At 76.2% G+C, this 2,793-nt stretch carries 1 protein-coding gene and 1 pseudogene; both read right to left on the reverse strand.

Annotation, left to right across the window (positions count from 1 at the left end; genetic code table 11):
• The coding region (locus CCN56_RS21950) for a hypothetical protein (protein ID WP_107484203.1) at positions 1-1,363 on the reverse strand (1,363 nt) is incomplete at its 3' end.
• A pseudogene (locus tag CCN56_RS21955) lies at positions 1,360-2,793 on the reverse strand (hypothetical protein); the annotation flags it as partial. The gene CCN56_RS21950 and the pseudogene CCN56_RS21955, both read right to left, overlap by 4 nt.

Raw genomic sequence — 2,793 nt, forward strand, 5'->3', positions numbered from 1 at the left:
GGGCCTCGCCGTGCTCCTCGTCCCAGGGGCCGCGCCGGGCGTCCCCGCGGTCCTCGTCCCAGTCCGGGTCGCTCGGCTCCGGGGCGGCCTCCTCCAGGGCGCGCGGCCGCCGCGGGGAGTCGCCCGAGGGGTTGAGGACCCGGTCGGTGATGCCGCCGAGGACGGTGCCGGTCTGGGACCGCAGGTACATGAGCACCTGGTACATCTGCTCGCCGATGTCGTGCCGTTCGAGGACGCCGGTGTCCAGGAGCCGACTGAAGACCCTCAGGTAGTCGTCCTGGCCCTCGCGCCGCTCCCGCTGGAGCTGGGTGCGGATCTCCCACTGCTTGTCGGGGTGCATCGCCATGTGGTGGGCGATCTGGGCGAGGTCGCCGCGCCGGAAGAGAGCCTCCATCTCGCGGGCGCGCTCGGCGACGAGGGCGCGGTCCGCCGCCTCCCTGCGCCGCTCCGCCTCGGCGACGCGCTCGTCGGCCTCCATGGTGACGCCGACCCGGTCGCGCCGGGAGACCTCGGCCTTGACGGAGTCGTCGAGGTCGATGAAGACGAGGACCCGGGTGCGAAGGCCGATGTCCCGGCCGAAGCTGAGGCGCCCGGTGGCGAGTTCCTCGCGCACGGCCTCGTCGGCGCGCTGCGCCTCGGTGATCCGGAACCGCCGGGACAGCCGGCGCAGGCCGTCGAGCAGTTCGTCGTGGAGCAGCTCGGCGACGTCCTCGACCTGCTCCTGGACGACGAGGTGCGGGTCGGTCACCACCCACTGGACCTTGGCGACGGCGTCGAAGAAGACACCGTCGCCGGCGGCCGGCAGCTGGAGCCGGAACTCGGTGACGTTGCGGCCGAGCCGCACCTCGAAGACGGTGTACGGGGAGCCGAACATGGGCTTGTTGACGTCCTCGGTGCGGTCCGGCCAGACCACCCGGTGACCGCCGTTGCGGTAGAGGAGCACGGCGGCGACCCGGCCGCTGCGGCGGCGGTACGGGGGCGCGTACTCGCCGATGAGGGGGCCGCGCGGCCGTCCGGGGGCCGCGGGTCCGCCGGTGGCCGCCGCGTGCCGCCTCCCCTGGCCGCGCACCTGCTCCGGCTCGTCGTCCGCGCGGTCCGGGTCGAGGTCCGGGTCCTCGTCCCCGTCACGGCCACCGGAGTGCTGGCCGCCGTTCTGGTCCTCGTACCGCGGCCGCTCGTACCGCTCCCGCTCCCGCTCCCGCCGGTCCCGTTCCTCGTACCGCTCGCGTCCGTCGCGTCCCTGGTACCGCTGCCGTTCCCGGCCGTCCCTTTCGTCGTACCGCTCGCGCTCGTCGCGGTCCCGCTCGTACCGGTGCGCCCGCTCGTCCGGCCGCGCGTTCCTGTTCTGCTCGGGCCCGGTCATCGGTTCGCTCCTTCCGTCACGGCGTCCCACATCCGGCGCGCCGCGCTCCTGTCCAGGGGCCGGTCACGGTCCCGGACCAGTTCGTTCAGCAGTCCCCTGAGCCGGTCCCGGTCGCGGCGGTCCACCGCGAGGCGCGGCAGGAAGGCGCGGACGTGCCCGAGCGCCTCGGGGTCCTTCGCGGCCCGCCGGAGCAGGCCGCCGAGGGCTTCGAGGGCCGCCTCTCCGGAGCGGGCCGTGGCGAGCGTGTGCCGCAGCAGCCGGGCGAGTTCGGGCGCGAGGGCGGGCCGGGTCGCGAGCAGCGCGACGAGCAGGGGTCGGGCCGCGTGCTCGTCGAGTTCGGGCACCTCGCGCAGTCCCCACAGGTGGGTGGTGCGGGTGGCCAGCGCGCGGATGACGGCGAGGTGGACCAGGTTGGCGAGGTTGAGCCGGCCGTCGTCGAGCCACTGCCGGAGCCGCCGCAGGACGGGCTCGGGCTCTCCGGAGGCGAGCAGCCGGGCCACGCTGAAGGAGGCGGGCACGAGGACGTCGACGTCGGTCGCCTCGCGGGTCCTGACGACCCGGGCCAGGGCGTCGAGCGAGCCGGGGACGCTCCCGGCGGCCAGGACGTAGCCGTGGGCGAGCAGCGCCGTCCGGACGAGGGTGTCCTCGCCCGAACCGGCCCAGTCCTTGAGCACGGCGGCGACCGCCGGGCGGACGCGCGGGTCGCGGGCGGCCTCGGCGAGCGCGGTGGCGGCGGCCATCCGGGCCCTCGGCTCGTCCGTCACCGCCAGCGGCACCACCAGCTCCCGGAAGCCGTGGATCCAGTCCCAGGAGCAGAGCACGCCGGCGGCGACGGAGGCCCGCACCCACACCTCGGGGCGCGCGTCGTCGCACAGGGCGCGCAGCCACCGGGCCACCGGGCCGCGGACGTTGTGGTAGCCGTGCCAGATCTCGCCGAGGACGGCGCCGGCGAGCGCCTCGCCCTGGAAGCGGACGGCCCGCACCGGCACCTTGGCGGGGCCGAGGTCGAGCTCGCCGTCCTCCAGGACGGCCCGGGCCTGCACGGGCCGGTGCTCGGCGTGGGTGCCGAACAGGCGCCGCCCGGGGGCGTGGTCGGGGTCGAGCGTGACGGCGAGCTCCCAGGCGAGGAGCTCGGCGGCCTCGGCGGCGAGGCTGTAGGCGGAGCCGTCGAAGACGGCGACGGCGACGCGGAACGCGCCGGCGTTCAGGGCGGGCAGCGCCTCCGGGAGCACGCCGGGGCGGTCGGCGCCGGCGAACCACTCGCGGGCCTGGGAGCGGACGAAGCTCGCGCATTCGGCGACGAGTTGCTCGTCGGTCATCTCGCCGCGCCAGTGCCGGGCGAGGTGTTCGGCGAGCCGGGCGGCCTCGCGGGGCCGCAGCTCCTCCAGGCCGAGGGCCCGGACGACGTCGGGGCCCTCGGCCTGGAGGAG

This window comes from Streptomyces sp. NRRL B-24572, assembly GCF_002156145.1.
Classification (GTDB): Bacteria; Actinomycetota; Actinomycetes; order Streptomycetales; family Streptomycetaceae; genus Streptomyces; species Streptomyces vietnamensis.